This is a genomic window from Streptomyces sp. NBC_00080, from assembly GCF_045041255.1.
In the GTDB taxonomy this organism is placed as follows: Bacteria; Actinomycetota; Actinomycetes; order Streptomycetales; family Streptomycetaceae; genus Streptomyces; species Streptomyces coriariae.
On the sequence record NZ_CP108235.1, the window covers coordinates 3,725,118 to 3,743,003 of the forward strand.

Annotated in this window: 18 protein-coding genes; 9 read left to right on the plus strand and 9 right to left on the minus strand. The window is 72.1% G+C overall.

The genetic code is table 11. From position 1 onward, the window contains the following. Positions 1-35 precede the first annotated feature (35 nt). The 4 genes from OHU34_RS16385 (at position 36) to OHU34_RS16400 (ending at position 2,376) form a co-directional block, all read left to right on the plus strand. Complete coding sequence (locus tag OHU34_RS16385; protein WP_142265850.1) at positions 36-443, plus strand: VOC family protein; 408 nt, start codon at positions 36-38, stop codon at positions 441-443. 112 nt (positions 444-555) lie between these two features. Next, on the plus strand, positions 556-972 hold the full coding sequence (locus tag OHU34_RS16390) for a hypothetical protein (RefSeq protein ID WP_020131054.1): 417 nt from the start codon (positions 556-558) through the stop codon (positions 970-972). Positions 973-977: 5 nt separating this feature from the next. Next, on the plus strand, positions 978-1,487 hold the full coding sequence (locus OHU34_RS16395) for a thiol-disulfide oxidoreductase DCC family protein (RefSeq protein WP_142268020.1): 510 nt from the start codon (positions 978-980) through the stop codon (positions 1,485-1,487). Positions 1,488-1,497: 10 nt separating this feature from the next. Next, positions 1,498-2,376: a TetR family transcriptional regulator gene (locus OHU34_RS16400; RefSeq protein WP_405766949.1), complete on the plus strand. Its 879-nt coding sequence runs from the start codon at positions 1,498-1,500 to the stop codon at positions 2,374-2,376. On the opposite strand, the gene OHU34_RS16405 is transcribed toward OHU34_RS16400, so the two are convergent. Next, the gene (locus tag OHU34_RS16405; RefSeq protein ID WP_230194860.1) at positions 2,369-4,780 is read right to left on the minus strand and encodes an MMPL family transporter; all 2,412 of its coding nucleotides are present in this window, start codon (positions 4,778-4,780) and stop codon (positions 2,369-2,371) included. The two genes, OHU34_RS16400 and OHU34_RS16405, sit on opposite strands and share 8 nt — an antisense overlap. Positions 4,781-4,947: 167 nt before the next feature. Here OHU34_RS16405 and OHU34_RS16410 point away from each other — a divergent pair, with 167 nt between their 5' ends. Together OHU34_RS16410 and OHU34_RS16415 are read left to right on the plus strand one after the other, a co-directional pair. Next, positions 4,948-5,637: a response regulator transcription factor gene (locus OHU34_RS16410; protein WP_020131058.1), complete on the plus strand. Its 690-nt coding sequence runs from the start codon at positions 4,948-4,950 to the stop codon at positions 5,635-5,637. Beyond that, positions 5,634-7,109, plus strand: a complete 1,476-nt coding sequence (locus OHU34_RS16415) for a HAMP domain-containing sensor histidine kinase (RefSeq protein ID WP_142265848.1) — start codon at positions 5,634-5,636, stop codon at positions 7,107-7,109. Before OHU34_RS16410 ends, OHU34_RS16415 begins: the two co-directional genes overlap by 4 nt. A gap of 36 nt (positions 7,110-7,145) precedes the next feature. Here OHU34_RS16415 and OHU34_RS16420 read toward each other — a convergent pair whose 3' ends face one another. The 4 genes from OHU34_RS16420 to OHU34_RS16435 form a co-directional block, all read right to left on the minus strand. Next, positions 7,146-7,547, minus strand: a complete 402-nt coding sequence (locus tag OHU34_RS16420; RefSeq protein ID WP_230194838.1) for an ATP-binding protein — start codon at positions 7,545-7,547, stop codon at positions 7,146-7,148. A 122-nt stretch (positions 7,548-7,669) separates the two neighbouring features. Then, complete coding sequence (locus OHU34_RS16425) at positions 7,670-9,208, minus strand: ABC transporter substrate-binding protein (RefSeq protein WP_405766954.1); 1,539 nt, start codon at positions 9,206-9,208, stop codon at positions 7,670-7,672. Positions 9,209-9,417: 209 nt separating this feature from the next. After that, complete coding sequence (locus tag OHU34_RS16430) at positions 9,418-10,821, minus strand: metallophosphoesterase (RefSeq protein WP_405766958.1); 1,404 nt, start codon at positions 10,819-10,821, stop codon at positions 9,418-9,420. 2 nt (positions 10,822-10,823) lie between these two features. Further along, entirely contained in the window at positions 10,824-11,063 is a 240-nt protein-coding gene (locus OHU34_RS16435; protein ID WP_142265844.1) for an SCO4848 family membrane protein, read from the minus strand. A 91-nt stretch (positions 11,064-11,154) separates the two neighbouring features. On the opposite strand from OHU34_RS16435, the gene OHU34_RS16440 reads away from it, so the two are divergent. Then, positions 11,155-12,510, plus strand: a complete 1,356-nt coding sequence (locus tag OHU34_RS16440; protein ID WP_327485906.1) for a D-alanyl-D-alanine carboxypeptidase — start codon at positions 11,155-11,157, stop codon at positions 12,508-12,510. Here the strand turns inward: OHU34_RS16440 and OHU34_RS16445 are convergent. The 3 genes from OHU34_RS16445 to OHU34_RS16455 form a co-directional block, all read right to left on the minus strand. Continuing rightward, positions 12,464-13,381: a YihY/virulence factor BrkB family protein gene (locus OHU34_RS16445; RefSeq protein ID WP_054242460.1), complete on the minus strand. Its 918-nt coding sequence runs from the start codon at positions 13,379-13,381 to the stop codon at positions 12,464-12,466. The genes OHU34_RS16440 and OHU34_RS16445 overlap by 47 nt on opposite strands. Before the next feature lie 139 nt (positions 13,382-13,520). Then, the gene (locus tag OHU34_RS16450; RefSeq protein ID WP_405766961.1) at positions 13,521-14,474 is read right to left on the minus strand and encodes a decaprenyl-phosphate phosphoribosyltransferase; all 954 of its coding nucleotides are present in this window, start codon (positions 14,472-14,474) and stop codon (positions 13,521-13,523) included. Next, positions 14,467-14,976, minus strand: coding sequence for a phosphatase PAP2 family protein (locus OHU34_RS16455; RefSeq protein ID WP_142265840.1), 510 nt, complete (start codon positions 14,974-14,976; stop codon positions 14,467-14,469). Before OHU34_RS16455 ends, OHU34_RS16450 begins: the two co-directional genes overlap by 8 nt. A 132-nt stretch (positions 14,977-15,108) precedes the next feature. On the opposite strand from OHU34_RS16455, the gene OHU34_RS16460 reads away from it, so the two are divergent. Beyond that, positions 15,109-16,482, plus strand: a complete 1,374-nt coding sequence (locus tag OHU34_RS16460) for an FAD-binding protein (protein ID WP_142265839.1) — start codon at positions 15,109-15,111, stop codon at positions 16,480-16,482. Further along, the gene (locus OHU34_RS16465) at positions 16,479-17,234 is read left to right on the plus strand and encodes a decaprenylphospho-beta-D-erythro-pentofuranosid-2-ulose 2-reductase (RefSeq protein ID WP_142265838.1); all 756 of its coding nucleotides are present in this window, start codon (positions 16,479-16,481) and stop codon (positions 17,232-17,234) included. Before OHU34_RS16460 ends, OHU34_RS16465 begins: the two co-directional genes overlap by 4 nt. Here OHU34_RS16465 and OHU34_RS16470 read toward each other — a convergent pair. Continuing rightward, a complete protein-coding gene (locus OHU34_RS16470; protein WP_142265837.1) occupies positions 17,231-17,809 on the minus strand; it encodes a 2'-5' RNA ligase family protein in 579 nt (192 codons plus the stop codon). The two genes, OHU34_RS16465 and OHU34_RS16470, sit on opposite strands and share 4 nt — an antisense overlap. Positions 17,810-17,886 lie beyond the last annotated feature (77 nt).

Consider the following 17,886-nt stretch of genomic DNA (forward strand, 5'->3'; position numbering starts at 1 on the left):
CCGGTTTTCGGGCCCTCCGCACCTAATCTGACGGCATGTCAGATGACCATTCGTACGAGCTGCTCGGATTCGACAACCTGCTGCTGCCCGTCGGGGACCTCGGCGAGGCGGTCGACTTCTACGGGCGGGCCGGGTTCACGGTGGGGCTGCGGTTCGACGAGGCCGGGATCGCGCTGCTGAAGGTCGGGGGCGAGACACCGGGGGTCCTCCTCCGGCACGAGGAGGCCCTGGGGCACCGGCCGCCGCCCTGGCCGTCCCCACGGGTCTGGCTGGAGGTGCCGGACGCGCGGGCGGCGGCGCGGCGGCTGGCCGAGGCGGGCATCACCCCCCTGGATCCGCCGTTCTCCACCTCCACCGGCTGGACCGTCGAGATCGCCGACCCGTGGGGGAACGTCCTCGGGTTCACGGACTACCTCAAGCGGCCCGAGCTGGCGAGGCGTTAGAGCGGCCGAGGCGGCGGCACCCGACCCCCACCCCTTCAGTTGAACGTGTTCAAAACAAGCGCTACAGTCGTCCACGACAGCGTTTTGAACGCGTTCAGAAAGGGTGGGGAACATGGACCGCACGGTCATCGCCTACGTCGTCTACCTGGTCGTCAGCATCGGACTGACCGTCTGGGTGGCCAGGACCCTCAGCAGCAACGGACGGATCTTCCTCGCCGACGTGCTCCAGGGCAACGAGAAGCTCGCCGACGCCGTCAACCACCTCCTGGTGGTCGGCTTCTACCTCGTCAACCTCGGCTTCGTCGCCCTCTACCTGAGCGGCGACGACACCATCGAGGACACCCGCGGCATCTTCGAGGCCCTGTCGACCAAGGTGGGTGTGGTGCTGCTGGTGCTCGGCGCGATGCACCTGGCCAACGTGTACGTCCTCAACCGGATCCGGCGGCGCGGGGTCATGGAGCGGGAGCAGGTCCCGCCCGTCGCCCCGCAGGCCTGGGCCGCCCCCTCGGCGCCCACCGCCGGGGCGTGAGCACGATGGCCGCCGACCGGGACGCCGCCGACCGGGACGCCCGGCGCGTCCCGGTCCGCCGGCTCACCGTGCTCCACGACGCCGAATGCTCCCTGTGCCGCTTCCTGCGCGACTGGCTGGGCCGGCAGCCGCAACTGGTGCCGCTGGAGTTCGTCCCGGCCGGGTCCGCGGAGGCCACCGCCCGCTTCCCCGGCCTCGACCATCGCGCGACCCTCGACGAGATCACCGTCGTCGGCGACTCCGGCCAGGTCTACCGCGGCACCGCCGCCTGGATCGTCACCCTGTGGGCGCTGCGCGAGTACCGCCCGCTGTCCCACCGGCTGAGCACCCCCGCCGGGGCGAAACTGGCGCGGGGCGCCGTTCTCGCCGCCGCCAAGTGGCGCGACGGGCAGGGGCGGTCCGTGGGCTGGGGCGGGGGCGTCTACCGCCGTGGCGACGGCTGGTCGTACGACCCGCAGCTGGGCTGGAGCTACCACCCGCCCACCTGTGCCGACGGCACCTGTTCCACTGGCTAGGCTCGTGCATGTGCCCGCGAACAACGACGGTCCCGCCGAGGCCGCTTCCCCGTCCGAGCCCCATGAGGCCGCTCCCGCGACCGAACGTCGTGAGGCCGCCCCCACGTCCAAGTCCGAGCAGACCCGCGCTCTGATCCTGGAGACGGCGATGCGGCTGTTCCAGGAGCGCGGCTACGACAAGACGACGATGCGGGCCATCGCCCAGGAGGCCGGCGTCTCGGTCGGCAACGCCTACTACTACTTCGCCGGCAAGGAGCACCTGATCCAGGGCTTCTACGACCGGCTCGCCGCCGAGCACCGGGAGGCCGTCCGGGACGTCCTGGCGCGGGAGAGCAGCCTGGAGGCCCGGCTGGCGGGGGTGCTGCGGGTCTGGCTGGAGGTGGCCGAGCCGTACCACGAGTTCGCGGTCCAGTTCTTCAAGAACGCCGCCGACCCGGACAGCCCGCTCAGCCCCTTCTCCGCCGAGTCGGAGCACGCGCGCGTGGAGGCCATCGCCGTCCACAAGGAGGTGCTCGCGGGGTCGAAGGCGAAGGTTCCCGAGGAGCTGCGCGAGGTGCTGCCCGAGCTGATGTGGCTCTCCCAGATGGGCCTCGTCATGTACTGGATCTACGACCGTACCCCGGGGCGCGAGCGCAGCTACCGGCTGGCCGGCCGGGGCGCGCGCCTCACCGCGCGGGGCGTGGCGCTGGCCCGGTTCCGGGTGCTGCGGCCGCTCGTCCTCGAGGTCCACGACCTGTTCACGGACTTCCTGCCCGGCATGACCAACGCCCTGCCGGACCCCACGAAGAAGAGCCCGCCGGGCCGGGCGGGCTCCGAAGGCTCTCTGGGCTCCGAAAGCTCTGCGGGCCCCGAGGGCTCTGCGGGCTCTTCTCCGGATGGAGTCAGCTGACCTCCGCGGCCTCCTCCAGCTCCACGTCGTGGACCAGGGGTTCCCCCGCGACCGTCAGCCGCCGGGCACGCTTCAGCAGGGGCGGCGCGGCCGTCGTCGCCAGCAGATACGTGCCCGGCGCCGGGACGGAGAGGATGTACGAGCCGTCGGCGAGGGAGGTCACGCGGTCCAGTTCCCGTCCGCCCTGCGACATCAGGGTGAGCGTCGCGTCCTCGACCGGTTCACCGGCCGTGTTCCGGACGAAGCCGTGCACGACCGAGGCCGGCCCTTCGCCCGCCGCGGCCGTCGCCGGCGCCGCCTCCTCCTTGGGCTCGACCGCGAGATGCGGCAGCCGCTTCTCCAGCCACCCGGGCAGCCACCAGTTGGAGTCGCCGAGCAGGTGCATCGCGGCCGGGACCAGTGCCGTACGCAGGATGAACGCGTCCAGCGCGACCGCGGCCGCGAGGCCGACGCCCGCCATCGCCGCGCCCGAGTCGCCGCTGAGCACGAAGGCGAGGAAGACGCAGACCATGATCAGGGCGGCGGAGTTGATGACCCGGCTGGTCTCCGCGAGGCCCACCCGGACCGCTCGCGCGTTGTCCCTGGTGTGCACCCACTCCTCGTGCATCCGGCTGACCAGGAAGACCTGGTAGTCCATCGACAGGCCGAAGAGCAGGGACAGCATGATGACGGGCAGGAAGGCGTTGATCGGCCCCTCCTTGCCGAGGCCGAGCAGATCGAGGCCCCAGCCCCACTGGAAGACCGCGACGAGGACACCGAAGGAGGCCGCGGCCGCGACCAGGTTCATCACGGCGGCCGTCAGCGGCACCACCAGGGAGCGGAAGGCGACCAGCAGCAGCAGGAAGCCCAGGCCGATGATGGTGGCGATGAAGAGCGGCAGACGGTCGCCGGTGACCGTGGCGAAGTCCTTCGACACCGCCGTGACGCCACCCACGTGCGCCTGGGCCCCGGCCTCCGGGATGACGTCGTCCCGCAGCCGGTCGATCAGGGTGTCCGTCTCCGCGGACTGCGGGGAGGTCGAGGGCACCACCTGGATGACCGTGACCCCGCTCGCCGGCGGCAGGGCGGCCACCTGGGCAACACCGGGCGTGTCCTTGATGCCCGCGGTCAGGGCGGTGGCGTCGCCGCCGTCCACGACCACCTGGAGGGGGCCGTTGAAGCCCGGCCCGAAGCCCTCGGCGAGCAGGTCGTAGGCCTTCCGGGTGGTGGTCGAGGCGTCGTCGTTGCCCTGGTCGGTGGCGCCGAGGCGGAGCGACAGCACGGGGAGCGCGAGGACGGCCATGACGACCAGCGCGAGCGCGGCGATCGTCCGCGGCCGGCGCTGCACGCCCACGGACCAGCGGGCCGCGGGACCACTCGACTTCTCCGGCTCCGGGCCGGTCGCGGCCAGCACGCGCCGCTGCTTGCGGCTCAGCACCCGCGCGCCGAGGAAGCCGAGCAGCGCGGGCAGCAGGGTCGTCGCGGCGAGGACGCTCAGCACCACCGTCAGGGAGGTGCCGATGACGACGCCGTCCAGGAAGCGCAGGTTCGTCACCAGCATGCCGGCGAGGGCGATGCACACCGTGCCGCCCGCGAACAGCACCGCCCGGCCGGACGTGTTGAGGGCGACGACCGTCGACTCCTCCGGGTCCAGGCCGCGCAGGACGCCCTTGCGGTGCCGGGTGACGATGAACAGGGCGTAGTCGATGCCGACGCCGAGGCCGATCAGCGAGGACAGCAGCGGGGCCAGGTCCGGGATGTCGGTGACATGACTGAGCAGCTGGGTCGAGAACAGGCCCATGCCGACGCCGAAGACCGCCACGGCGAGCGGCAGCAGCATCGCGTACAGCGAGCCGAAGGCCAGGAACAGGACCACCGCCGCCGCCGCGAGGCCGACCATCTCGGCGAGGCCGGTGGGCGGTTCCTGCACCCGCTGGACGGCCTGGCCGCCCACCTCGACCTCCAGGCCGTCCTGTCCGGCACCGCGCGCGGTGTCGACGACGTCCTGGACGAGTTCCTTCGGTACGGCGTTCGCCTGCTCGGTGAAGGTGATCTGGGCGTAGGCGATCCGCCCGTCACCGCTGATCTGCGCCGCGCCCGCCGCGTCCGCCGCGTAGGGGCCGGTGACCCCGCCGACGCCCTTCATGCCCGCGATCTCGTCGAGCGCGGGCTGGATCCGGGACCGTACGTCCTGGTCCCGTACCGAGCCCTCGTCGACCTTCCACACGACCGTGTCGGTGTCGCCGGCGCTCGCCGGGAACGCCTTCTCCATCAGGTCGTACGCCTTCTTGGAGTCCGTGTCGGGGAGGGAGAAGACGTTCGCGTAGTCCGTACCCGCCGTCGAGGCCGAGAATCCCAGGCCGAACAACGCCCCCACCCAGAGCAACAGGACCACCAGCCGGTGCCGATAGCACCAGCGTGCCAATGCCGCCACGCTCAATCTCCTTCACCAGATCGTCGGTCGGTCCCCCAGGTCCTGGGCAACAGGATCGGTGGCGCCACGCGTGCGTGGACATGTGATGACCATGACTCTCAAGGAACTCCAAAGCGTGAACCGGCGCGATCGTCGGTGGGTCCGCCGATACTGGGGGCATGACGACGGCTTGCGGCACCGTGCTGGTCGTGGAGGACGAACCGAGCATCGCGGACGTCCTGGCCATCGCCCTGCGCTACCACCGTTTCGAGGTCATGACGGCGGGCACCGTCCGCGAGGCCCTCGCCCTCGCCGACCGCACCCGGCCCGACGTGGCCCTGCTGGACGTGATGCTGCCGGACGGCGACGGCCGGGCCCTGGGGCGTGAACTGCGGTCGCGCAGGCCGGACCTGGCGCTGGTGTTCCTCACCGCGCGGGACGCGCCGACCGAGATCGTCGGCGCCCTCGGCTTCGGCGACGACTACATCACCAAACCGTTCGACATCGACGTGGTCGTCGCCCGGATCACCGCCGTGCTGCGCCGTACCCGGCCGGCCGACGTCCTTCCGCAGCGGCCGCCGCTGCGGTACGGAGACCTGGAGCTCGACGAGACGACGTACAGCGTGCGCCGCGCGGGCCGCTCGGTCGAGCTCACCCCCACCGAGTACGCGCTGCTGCGGTTCCTGGTGCGCAACGGCGGCCGGATCGTGCCCAAGGAGCAACTCCTGCGCCATGTCTGGCAGTACGAGCACACCCCGCCGGAGTCGACGGTCGTCGAGACCTACATCAGCTATCTGCGGCGCAAACTGGACGTCCTGGGACCGCCGGTGATCACCACCCGGCGCGGCGTCGGATACGGGCTGGCGTGAGGCGGATCCACCGGCACGGCATCCACTCGCTGCGTGCCAAGCTGACGGCGGCGAACGTGGGGCTGCTCGCGCTCGGCATCGTCGTCGCGACCGCCGTCAGCCTGATGGGGATGCGGCACTACCTGCTCGACCAGGTGGACGCCGAGCTGACCAAGATGCGTGACTCGCTGGGCAGTTCGCAGCTCACCCTGCGCCAGATCGACTCGCTGTCCGTGCTGAGCGTGGTCAGCGACCGGCTCGTACCCCACAACACGGACACGCAGAACACGGACCCGCAGGGCACGGACACCCGGCCGGCTCCGGACTCGATCTTCACCGCCGTCGACGGCCGGGGCACCGCCCTCGCCGTCTTCGACGTCCGGCCCACCGAATCCCAGCGCGGCCTCGCGGACGCGGTGTCCGATCCGCTCGCCCTCAGCACCGACGCCGACCCGCACGACGTCACCGTGCACGGCGACACCTACCGCGCGACCGCGACCCGGCTGCCCGACGGCACGTACATCCTGCTGGCCACCTCCACCGAAGCCCTGCACCAGGGCATAGCGAAAGCCCTGAAGCTCGACCTGGCCGTCGGCACGCTGCTGCTGGCCCTGCTCGCCTGTCTGACCCTGTTCAGCGTGCGGCAGCGGATGCGGCCGCTGGAGGACATGGTGGAGACGTCGTCGGCGATCGCCGAGGGGGACCTGACCCGGCGCGTGCCGTCCAGCCACCACCCCACCCAGGAGGTCGAACAGCTGCGGCTCGCCCTGAACTCCATGCTCCACCAGGTGGAGACGGCGTACCGCACGCGCGAGCACAGCGCGGCCCAGCTGCGCCGCTTCGTGGCCGACGCCTCGCACGAACTGCGCACCCCGCTCTCCGCGATCCGCGGCTACCTCCAGCTGTACGACCAGGGCATGCTGGTCGAGCAGGAGGAGCGCCGGCGGGCCTGGGACCGGATGAACGGCGAGGTGGACCGGATGGGCCGGCTCGTCGACGAGCTGCTCACCCTGGCCCGCCTCGACCAGCGGCCCGAACTGCGGCTGCGGGGCGTCGACGTGAGCCGTCTGGTGCGGGACTCGGCGCAGGACCTGCGCGCGCAGCAGCCCGGGCGGCCGGTGACGGTCGAGGCCGAGGGCGCGGTACTGGTGCGGGCCGACGAGTCGGGGCTGCGTCAGGTGCTGGGCAACCTGGTCGCCAACGTGCGCACGCACACCTCGGCCGAGGTGCCGGTGCGGCTCGGTGTGGAGCGGGTGGACGGGGTCGTACGGCTGTCGGTCGAGGACAAGGGGCCCGGGCTGGGACCTGAGGACGCGGCGCGGGTCTTCGACCGTTTCTTCCGGGCCGGGGGCGGCGCGGGCAGCGGCCTCGGTCTGGCGATCGTGCAGGGGGTCGTCCAGGCACACGGCGGCGAGGTGAGCGTCCGGACGGCACCGGGCGAGGGGCTGGCCGTCACGGTGACGCTGCCGGCCCGTCCGAAGGCCTGCGGCTGAGCGCGTGCCACGGCGGGGCAGCCCCGGAGTGATCGTCTAGGTGGGGGCCGTGACCAGGGCCCATACCGTCTTGCCGTGCCGGCCTCTGCTCCACACGCCCCACGCGGCGGCGAGGTGCTCGACCAGATGCAGCCCGCGGCCGTGTTCCTCCGCCTCCCCGACCGGTCGCGGCCGGGGTTCGAGCCGGCCCTCGTCGGAGACCTCTATGAGGCAGGAACCGTCACCGAGGGCGGTGACGGCCACCTCGAACTCCCGCTCGAGGAGGGGGCCGTGGCGTACGACGTTGGTGGCCAGCTCGGACACGACGAGGACGGCGTCGGCCAGCGCCGGGTCGTCGGGGCCGTGCCCCCAGTCCGCGAGATGGTCCCGTACCCGGCGCCGGGCGAGACCGACGGACGCCGGATGCCGGGGCAGCCGGAAGGAGTTGCGTCTCAGCACGTCTGCTCCTCACCCCGTACACACCTCCGTCACATGGTGCCGCTTGGGGTGCCTGCCCGGTGCGACGGGGGCGCATGCCCGGCTCACGGGATCAAGTGTGCGAGCCGGGTGGGTACTTCGGCTCAGATCCAGTCGAGCTTCCAGAGGCGGAACACGCCGTTGCCGTCCGCGAGGAACTGTCCGCCGCCGATGTCCGCGCTGGTGACGATGTACTCCTTGCGCTGCCACAGCGGGACGACCGGCACGTCCTGGGCGATGACCTGCTGGAGGTCGCGGAAGTCGCCGGCGGCCCGGCTGCGGTCGGCGAACTGCCGGCTTCCGGCGATGTACTTGTCGACGGCCTTGCTGCTGTATCCGGTGTTCATGGTGGAGTCGGTGCCGACGAGCGGGCCCGCGAAGGTGTCCGGGTCGGGGTAGTCGGCGACCCAGCCGACCGCGTACGCGTCGAGTTTGCCGGTGGCCCACCTCTTCTGGAAGTCGGTCCACTCGTAACCCTTGACGTCCACCTTGAACAGACCGCTCGCCTCCAGCTGCCGCTTGAGCTCCTGGGCCTCGGCCGCCGCGGCGCCGCTGCCCAGCCCGTAGCCGTAGGTGAACTCCACCGGGATGCTCACGCCGGCCGATTTCAGCAGCTTGCGGGCCTTCTCGGCGCTCCGGTCCGGATAGCTGTCGAAGAAGGAGGTGGTGTGTCCGGTGATGCCGGTCGGGATGAGCGAGTACAGCGGGTCGACGGTCCCGTCGTACACGCTCGCCGCCAGCTGCTCGCGGTCGATCAGCCAGGCCAGCGCCTTGCGGACGTCCCTCTCGTGCAGCGGCGAGCCCGAGCGGGTGTCGAAGTACAGGTTGCGGGTCTCGGAGCCGTCGGCCTCGTAGACGCGCTGGTCGGGGTCGCTGGTGTCGAGGGCGGCCAGCACCGCGGGCGGCAGCTGACGGGTGGCGGCCTTGACCTGCTTGGCCTTCCAGGCCTTCTCCAGGGCCTGGGGGTCCGCGTAGTAGCGCAACTCGATCGGGGAGCCGGTCGACACGGCGCCCTTGTAGCGCGAGTTGGGCGACAGCAGGACCTTCTTGCCCTTCGTGTACCCGGTCAGCCGGTACGGTCCGGTGCCGTCGACGCTGCTGCCGACGCGCAGACCGTCCGCCGGGTAGCGGGTGTGGTCGACGATCGAGCCGGCTCCGGTGGCCACCTTGAACGGGAAGGTGGCGTCCGGCGACGACAGGTGGAAGGTGACCTTCAGGCCTTTGGCGTCCACCGACTTCAGGGTCGAGAACAGGGATGCCGGGCCGACATCCGAGTTGATCTTCTTGACCCGGTCGAAGGAGTACTTCACGTCCTCGGCGGTCACCTCGGAGCCGCTGTCGAAGGTGAGGTCGTCACGCAGCTCACAGGTGTACGTGACGAGGCTGCCCTTGTCGAAGGCACAGCTCTCGGCCGCGTCCGGCACGGGCGAGACGCCGCCGGGCTCGTAGGTCAGCAGCGACTGGAAGACGTTGCTGAACAGCGCCCAGGATCCGGCGTCGTAGGCGCCCGCCGGGTCGAGCGAGGTGACGGTGTCCGTGGTGCCGACCGTGATGGTCGCGCCACCGCTGTCCTGCGACGGCAGCAACTGCCAGCCACCCACTCCGACGACCGCGAGAACCAGCAGCGTCAGGAGTATCCGCATGCGAACAGATCGCATGGTGATGCCCTGCCTCCCCAGGCCGCCAGACGGGCCCAGTCCACAGAAAAAAGTGCCGCTCCCCTTGGCGGCGGGCTCACCTAATCACACGTGTTTCGCCAGGGGGAAGAGGATTCTGGCGAGATGGGAAAGAACTTACCGACGCCTTGTTTCGACCGGGTTTCACAGCCTCTCCACAGGGTTCTGACCGGCCGTCAGGCGTGCGTCGAGGCCAGTTCGACGACGGTGATGTCGGAGGGTGCCCCGACCCGGGTGGGCGGGCCCCAGGCGCCCGCGCCCCGGGACACGTACAGCTGGGTGTCGCCGTAGCGCTCCAGCCCCGCCACGGTCGGATTCGCGGCGGCCGCGAGGAAGTTGCCGGGCCACAGCTGGCCGCCGTGCGTGTGGCCGGAGAGCTGGAGGTCGACGCCATGGCGTACGGCGTCGTGGATCTGGACGGGCTGGTGGGCGAGGAGCACGCACGCGCGCGTGGTGTCACGGTCGCCGAGCGCGCCGGCGAAGTCGGGCCCCTGGCCCTCGCTCTCGCCCGCGATGTCGTTGACGCCGGCCAGGTCGAACCAGGGCAGCTCCGTACGGGCGTTCTCCAGCGGGTTCAGGCCGAGCCGCCGCACCTCCTCGACCCACTGTTCGGCGCCGGAGAAGTACTCGTGATTGCCGGTGACGAAGAAGCTGCCCTGCCGGGCCTTCAGCCGCGCGAGCGGGGCCGCCGCCGGGCCCAGGTCCTTCACGCTGCCGTCGACCAGGTCGCCGACGACCGCGATCAGGTCGGGCTGCGTCGCGTTGATCGTGTCGACGACCTTCTGCGCGAAGCCCCGGCCGAGGACCGGGCCCAGATGGATGTCACTGACGACCGCGATCCGGTAGCCGTGGGCGCCGCGCGGGAGCTTGGCCAGGGGCACCGTCACCCGCTTGACCCCGGGGCCGCGCAGCACGCCGTAGGTGCCGTAGCCGACCGTGCCGACGGCGGCCGCGGCCGCCGCACCGGCCACGACCCGGGACACGAAGAGCCGGCGGGAGGGGGCCGAGGGGGACCGCTCCGGACTCGCGGGCTCCGGGCGCTCGGACGCCGGGCGCTCGGACGCCGGGCCCTCGGGCGCCGACTTGCCGGCCCCCGGCCGCTCGGACTCCGGCCGCTCGGACTCCGGGCCTTCGGACTCCGGGCCCTCGGACGCCGGCTCGGCGCGTTGCGGTCGCTCGGCGTCCCGTGTCCGGGAGGCCGGCGCTCCGATCGGGACCGGCTTCGGCTCGGGCTGGGCCGCGGAGGTCTCGGCGGGCGCCCGCTTCTCCAGGAAGCGGCGCAGCAGCGGCCGTACGGCCTCGCCGACGATCACGGCCAGCAGCAGGTAGACCGACAGGGCCAGCCACAGGAAGCCGGGCCAGGCCAGTGCGCGCTGGAGCCAGAAGGGGGCGTCGGCGCGTTCGGCGACCAGGGCGCCGATCGCCAACGCCCAGCCGCCCGCGACCAGCGCCGCGCCACCGCGGCGCGCCCGGCCGGGACCGCGGGTGGTGTCGCGGAACAGCCGCCGCCACAGGTACCAGTTGGCCGTGACCAGCACGGCCAGCACGGCCAGGGCGAGCAGGGCGAAGACGATCACCATGGCTATGACGCCTGCCGCAGTGCGCGCAGACCGCGCAACCCGATGGCCCCGACGACCGTCCCCAATACGAAGGAGACGACAGCGAGCGTCAGGTGCACCCAGAAGTACGCCGTGGGATCGCCGTCGTCGAAGGCGAGCCCGCTGCTGTCCTTGATCAGGTTCTTGACGAAGGTGACCCAGATGACCCAGCTCCACACCCCGAAGGCGAGCAGGAACCAGGAGACGGGGCGGCTGAGCTTCATGGGTTCAGTATCACCGGCGGTTGTCCGGTTCCGTGACCGGGGTGGGGAGGGTGACGGGACTTCCCGTCGCGTGCCGGGTACGTTCTCCGTCGTGCCCGCACCCATGAAGCAGACCGTCAGGCGAACCCTGCTGGTCACCTCCGCGACCCTCGCGTCCCTCGCGCTCACCGCGCCCGCCTCGCTCGCGGTGCCGAGCCCGTCACCGTCCCCGGCGGCGTCCGGATCGCCGTCCGCGTCGGTCCCGCCGTCCGGATCGCCGTCCACCTCAGCGTCCGCCTCGCCGTCGGTCACTCCCCCGGCGGACATGTCGTCCGTGGGCGGTACGCGGCTCGGGCAGGCCGGGACGCAGGTGGCGATCGCGGGTGGCGCGCCGGTGCTGCCGAAGGACCTCACCGCGCGGTCGTGGATCGTCGCCGACGCCGAGTCGGGGGACGTGCTCGCCGCGCACAACGCGCACTGGCGGCTGCCCCCGGCGAGCACGATGAAGATGCTCTTCGCCGACACCGTGCTGCCGAGGTTCCCCAAGAGCACCGTGCACAAGGTCGAGGCGAAGGACCTGGCCGGCATGGGGGCCGGTTCCAGCCTCGTCGGGATAAAGGAGGGCGAGACGTATACGGTCCACGACCTGTGGCTCGGCGTCTTCCTGCGCTCCGGCAACGACGCGGTGCACGTCCTGTCGCAGATGAACGGCGGCATCGGCGAGACCGTCAAGGACATGAACGAGCACGCCGAGGAGCTCCAGGCCCTCGACACGAACGTCGTCTCCCCGGACGGCTACGACGCCCCGCACCAGGTCTCCTCCGCGTACGACCTGACGCTGTTCGCCCGCTCGGGACTCCAGAAGCAGGACTTCCGGGAGTACTGCTCGACCGTCACGGCCAAGTTCCCCGGCGAGACGACGAAGAAGAAGGGCAAGACCAGCCGCGGGACCTTCGAGATCCAGAACACCAACCGGCTGCTCAGCGGCGACTACGACATCTCCCAGTACCCGGGCATCGCGGGTGTCAAGAACGGCAACACCACCAACGCGGGCGCCACCTTCACCGGCGTGGCCGAGCGCAACGGCAAGGTGCTGCTCGTCACGGTCATGAACCCGGAGAAGACCGACCACAACGAGGTCTACAAGGAGACCGCCGCCCTGCTGGACTGGGGCTTCCAGGCGGCCGGCAAGGTGACGCCGGTCGGTGAGCTGGTCGCGCCGAAGGGCACCGCGCAGGCCGGCGCGCAGCCCGGCGCCAACCCGTCGGCCTCCGAGGGGTCCGGGCAGGCGGGCGGCGCCGGGGACGTGTCGGCGAAGCCGGTGGCGGGCGCGGTGACCGAGAACGGCTCGGGCGGCATGTGGATCGCGCTGGCGATCACCGGCGGACTGCTGGCGCTGCTCGCGGGCGGCGGGTACCTCGTCAACCGCCGCTGGCCGCTGCCGGACCTGGTACGACGTCGTCGCTGACGTCGATGTCCCGCGGGTTGTCGGGGACGCTGCCCGTCGCCGTCCAGGCCGCGCAGTACAGGACCAGCTTCGAGGTGAAGTTGATCCACAGCAGCAGGGCGATGGGCACGCCGAACGCGCCGTACATGCTCTTGGCGGCCACGCCCTGCATATAGCCGCTCAGCAGCAGCTTCAGCAGTTCGAAGCCGACGGCGCCGATGAGCGCGGCGACGACGAGGCGGCGGCGCGGGGGTTCGACGCCGGGCAGCAGGGTGAGGACGTAGAGCAGGAGCAGGAAGTCGGCGAGGACGGCGACGGAGAACGCGGCGACGCGCAGCAGCACGCTGCCCCAGCCCTCCTTGTCGATGCCGGACTGCTCGATGATCCAGCCGACCAGCGCCGAGGCGACGGTGGAGATGGCGAGGGTGAGCAGGACGGCGCCGCCGAAGCCGACGAGGACGCCCGTGTCCTTGACCTTGCGCAGGACGGGGTTCTCGTCGTCGTCCGGCCGCTCCCAGACGGCGCGCAGGCAGTCCCGCATCTGGCCGACCCAGCCGATGCCGGTGAGCAGCAGCAACGCGCCGGCGATGAGACCGATGGCGCCCGCGTTCTGGACCAGGCCGTTGATGTCCAGCTGGTCGGAGATGCCGGGGACCTGATCGGCGATCTTGTCCTGCAGCTCCTGCTGCTGGGACTCGCTCACCGTGGCGGCGGCGACGGCGGCGGCCACGGTCAGCAGCGGGAAGAGCGCGACGAAGCTGACGAAGGTCATGGCGGCGGCCAGCCGCGTCCACTTCACCCGGTCCAGTCGCTCGTACGACCGCCACGCGTGCGTGGCCATGAGGCGCGCGACCCACGGCCCGATGCCGGGGAGCTTCTTCAGCCAGTCCATGATCCGACTCTGCCCCTGTCCGGAGGAAAGACGCGGATATCGCCGATGCGGATATCGCGGAACACCGGAATTCGGGTACCCCGGAACGGCGGGACGGTGGCCGGTGCCGGGCCACCTGGTCGCGGCACGCGCGCGTGGCTCACCAACCGGCCACGGCCAGCGCGTACATGGCCAGCCAGGCCAGGCCGATGAGGGCGAGAGCGCGGTCGCCCAGGACGACCTCCTCGGGCTCGCCCGCGGTGCCCCGGTCGGCGAAGACGGCGTACCGCAGGACGGCCAGGATGAACGCGACCACGGACAGCTGGCGCCAGGGCAGTACGCCCGGGTGCGGGACGCCGCCCTCCTCCAGGGCCCACAGACAGTAGCCGAGCACCGCAACACCGGCCGCCAGCTGCCAGACGAAACGCAGGTAGCCGGTGGTGTACTCGGTGAGCAGCACGCGCGTGGCGCCCACCGTGCCGGCCAGCTGCACGGCCTCGGAGTAGCGCTTGGCGGCGACCATGAACAGCGCCCCGAACCCGGTGGTGATCAGGAACCAGCGGGAGAGCGGGATGCCCAGGGCGAGTCCGCCCGCCATGGCCCGCATCAGGAAACCGGTCGTGACGACGACGAGGTCAAGGACCAGGACGTGCTTCAGGCTGACGCAGTACGCCAGTTGCATGCCCAGGTAGGCGGTGAGGAGCAGCGCGACGGCGGGTGTCGTCAGCCGGGCCGCGGCGGCCGGCGCGAGGACCGCGAGGGCGACCGCGACTCCGTACGCGACGGGCACCGGAACCTGTCCGGCGGCGATCGGGCGGTGCCGTTTGGTGGGGTGGGCGCGGTCCGCCTCGGCGTCACGGGCGTCGTTGACCAGGTAGACGGCGGCGGCGCAGGCGGTGAACAGGGCGAAGACGAGGGCGAGTCGGGTGACCGCGTGCAGGGAGAAGAGCCGGCCGGCCGCCGCGGGGGCGGCGACGACCAGGATGTTCTTGACCCACTGCTTGGGGCGGGTGGTCCGCAGGAGGCCGCCGAGGAGGGTGCCGGGGCGGTCGCTCGGGGGCCGGGGGGCCGGCGGGCGGTGCGTGCGCTGTTGGTGGAGCAGTGCCTCAGCCATGGTGCCCCTCTCTCATCCAGCGCGCCCCCAGCCGCGCGGTGACCGCCCCCAGGGCCGCGCCCGCGGCCACGTCGGAGGGGTGGTGGACGCCGGCGACCAGACGGGAGAGGCACATCGCGGCGGCGAGCGGCGCGGTGGCGTACGCCCCGAGCGAGCCGTAGGCGACGGCGGCGGCCGCGGCGGAGGTCGCGTGCGAGCTGGGGAAGGAGTGCCGTCCCGCGGTGCGCACGAGGGGTTCGAGGTGGGCGGGGCGCGGGCGTCGGACGATACGTTTCACCCCCATGCTGGCGGCGTGCGCGCCCGCGGTGAGCGCGGTGGCGCGCAGCCAGGCGCCGCGCCGGGAGCCGTCGACGGCGGCTCCCGCGACGCCCGCCGCGAGCCACAGGGCGGCGTGCTCGCCCGCCCAGGAGAGGGCGCGCGCGACGCGGGCGACGCGTGGGTCCGCGCCCCGGGCGTGGAGCGCCGAGAGGATCCGGTGGTCCAGGTCGTCGAGTTCGTCCATGTGGACTCACTGTTCACGCCTGCGTCCTCGGAACTCCGGCAATATTGAGCGACATCCCATTAATCACCCATTTCGGGGAGTAATGCATGTTTCAAAATTAATCGCTCATATAGAGGCGATACGGTCACCAGCATGCCTGCCGAGACCACCGCCGAGAACGTCTCCGTCACGGGATGGGGCCGCACCGCCCCCACCACCGCACGCCTGGTCCGACCCCGGACCTACGCGGAGGCCGTGACGGCGGTCCGGGAGTGCGGGCCACGCGGAGGCATCCCCAGGGGTCTGGGGCGCGCCTACGGAGACGCGGCACAGAACGCCGGCGGAGCGGTGATCGACCTGACCGGGCTGGACCGGATCCACGTCATCGACGCCGACGACGGGAGCGTCCTGTGCGACGCGGGGGTCTCCCTGCACCGGCTCATGGAGGTCCTGCTGCCGCTCGGCTGGTTCGTGCCCGTGACCCCCGGCACCCGGTACGTGACCGTGGGCGGCGCGATCGGCGCCGACATCCACGGCAAGAACCACCATGTGTCCGGGTCCTTCGCCCGGCATGTGCTGTCCTTCGAGCTGCTCACGGCGGACGGCACGATCCGCACGGTGGAGCAGGGCACCGACCTGTTCGACGCGACCGCCGGCGGCATGGGCCTGACCGGCGTCGTCCTGACGGCCAGGATCCGGCTCCAGCCGGTCGGGACGTCGCTGATGTCGGTCGACACCGAGCGGGCCGCCGACCTCGACGACCTGATGGCCCGGCTGACGGCCGGCGACCACCGCTACCGCTACTCGGTCGCGTGGATCGACCTCCTCGCGCGCGGCGCGGCCACCGGACGCGCGGTCCTGACCCGCGGCGAGCACGCGCCCCTGGACGCGCTGCCCGCCCGCGCGCGCAGGGCCCCGCTCGCGTTCCGGCCGTCCCGGCTCCCGGCCGCTCCCGCGTTCCTGCCGAGCGGCCTGCTCACCCGGACGACCGTCGGAGCGTTCAACGAGCTCTGGTACCGCAGAGCGCCCCGCGCGCGTACCGGCGAACTCCAGAGTCTGTCCGCCTTCTTCCACCCCCTCGACGGCGTCCCGCACTGGAACCGTGTCTACGGCCGCGACGGCTTCGTGCAGTACCAGTTCGTCGTCGGGTACGGCCGGGAGGACACCCTGCGCCGGATCGTGGGGCGCCTCTCCGCCCGCCGCTGCCCGTCCTTCCTGGCCGTCCTCAAGCGGTTCGGGGACGCCGACCCCGGCTGGCTGTCCTTCCCGCGTCCGGGCTGGACCCTCGCCCTGGACATCCCGGCCGGACTGCCCGGCCTCGGCGCCTTCCTCGACGAGCTGGACGAGGAGGTGGCCGCCGCGGGCGGCCGCGTCTACCTCGCCAAGGACTCCCGGCTGCGCCCCGAACTGCTCACCGCGATGTACCCGCGCCTCGACGACTTCCGCGCGCTGCGCGCGGAGCTGGACCCGCGCGGGGTCTTCGTGTCGGACCTCGCCCGCCGGCTCAACTTCCAGGAGTCACCATGAAGGACGCCTTCGGCCTCCCCCAGTCCCTTCTCGTCCTCGGCGGCACGTCCGGCATCGCGCTGGCCACCGCCCGCCGGCTGATCGTCCGCCGCACCCGCACGGTGTGGCTGGCCGGGCGCCCGTCACCCGCCCTGGAGTCGGCCGCCGCCGAGCTGCGCACCCTGGGGGCGGACGTCCACACCGTGCCCTTCGACGCGCTCGACCCCGAGTCCCACGAGACGGTCCTCGGCAAGGTCTTCGCCGAGGGCGACGTCGACGCGGTGCTGCTCGCCTTCGGCGTCCTCGGCGACCAGGCGAACGACGAGCGCGACCCGGCGGCCGCGGTGCGCGTCGCGCAGACCAACTACACGGGGGCGGTCTCGGCGGGGCTGGTCGCCGCGCGCGCCCTGCAGACCCAGGGCCACGGCTCCCTGGTCGTCCTCTCCTCCGTCGCCGGCGAGCGGGCCCGCCGCTCGAACTTCATCTACGGCTCCAGCAAGGCGGGCCTCGACGCCTTCGCCCAGGGGCTGGGCGACGCGCTGCACGGCACCGGCGTACACGTCATGGTCGTACGCCCCGGGTTCGTCCGGACGAAGATGACCGCCGGGCTGCCCGAGGCGCCGCTGGCGACCACCCCGGAGGCGGTCGCCGCGGCCGTCGAGCTGGGGCTGCGGCGCCGCTCGGAGACGGTGTGGGTGCCGGGCGTGCTGCGCGTGGTGATGTCGGCGCTGCGCCACGCGCCCCGCGGGCTGTTCCGCAGGCTGCCGATCTAGCGCGTCGGCAGCGTGCCGCGGTCGACGTGGGCCGCCTGCGGGGGCACGACCGCGCCCCCGAAGGCGTAGTCGCGCAGCTTGCGCCAGACGCCGTCGGCGCCCTGCTCGGCGAGGGCGAAGCCGGTGCAGGACCACTCGGCCTCGTACTGGGCGAGCTCGTCGAAGGCCCGGTCCATCGCCGCCTCGTCGATGCCGTGCGCGACGGTGACGTGCGGGTGGTAGGGGAACTGGAGCTCGCGGGTCAGCGGCCCGGAGGCGGACCGGATCCGCTGCTGGAGCCAGGCGCAGGTCTCGGTGCCCTGGACGACCCGCACGTAGACCACCGGCGACATGGGCCGGAAGGTGCCGGTGCCGGACAGCCTCATCGGGAAGGGACGGCCGGCCGCGGCGACCTCGCCGAGGTGCGCTTCGACGGCGGGCAGCGCGCTCGTCCCGACCTCGGTCGGCGGCAGCAGCGTGACGTGCGTGGGGATGCCGTGAGCCGCGGCGTCGCCGAAGCCCAGGCGCCGCTCCTGGAGCAGGCTGCCGTGAGGCTCCGGGACCGCGATCGACACACCGATCGTTACGGTCCCCACGTCTTCTCCTGTCGTCATGTCGTCAAGCCGTCATGTCGGGGTGATGCCGGGTTCGTACTCAGTCGTACGGCTATCGA